This is a genomic window from Ruegeria sp. BC7, assembly GCF_056539165.1.
In genome coordinates this window covers 1-575 of sequence record NZ_JBQFUL010000026.1, presented here as the reverse complement: position 1 = coordinate 575, position 575 = coordinate 1, and the positions used below count along the sequence as shown (strand labels likewise).

The window sequence follows — 575 nt, the reverse complement described above, 5'->3', positions numbered from 1 at the left end:
TGTCGTTAAACTGTCATAAAAGCGTGACGTTCCTAGACTAGGGAATGTTTTGGTAGGTTGAGCTCCTCTGACTACCGCCCCGCGTCCGTCTATTGTCTGTTTATCGTCCATCCCCGGGCGGCGCGGGGCTTAGACGCCATCACCCGCACCAAAATCGACGACTTGAAGCCCATTAAGTTCGCATATCGATTTTAGGTGATCGATGTGAGTCATTGCCAACTCCAGAAAATCTGAATGGTCTTGCAACAGTTTAGCACACCAGTTCCCCTATTTCCGCTTAGGGTTCGGAGCGGAACTTATACTCCCGCAGAAATTGCTTGTCCGGTGACGTGTTGAAAATCGCTCTGCTGTGGCATTTATCCAGCCTGTGAATGCACCAACGTTTCCTCAGGCGAGCGTGATCAGCCACCCGCCCCAGACAATCAAAACCACGCCCAATCCGCGGCTCAGAAACCGCCCGAATGGCAACGTCTTTTCTGCCAAAACTACGATTGTAAGTACGGCAACCCACGGCAGGTTCATGACGCCCAACACAAAAAGCAGCACCATCAGCATCCAGCAGCAGCCAAGACAGT

Annotated in this window: 1 protein-coding gene; it reads right to left on the bottom strand. The window is 52.0% G+C overall.

Annotation, left to right across the window (positions count from 1 at the left end; translation table 11 throughout):
* Window positions 1–387: 387 nt before the first annotated feature.
* Window positions 388–575, bottom strand: a 188-nt coding sequence (locus tag ACR0KS_RS20420) for a copper chaperone (protein WP_480693338.1), incomplete at its 5' end; no start/stop codon positions are given.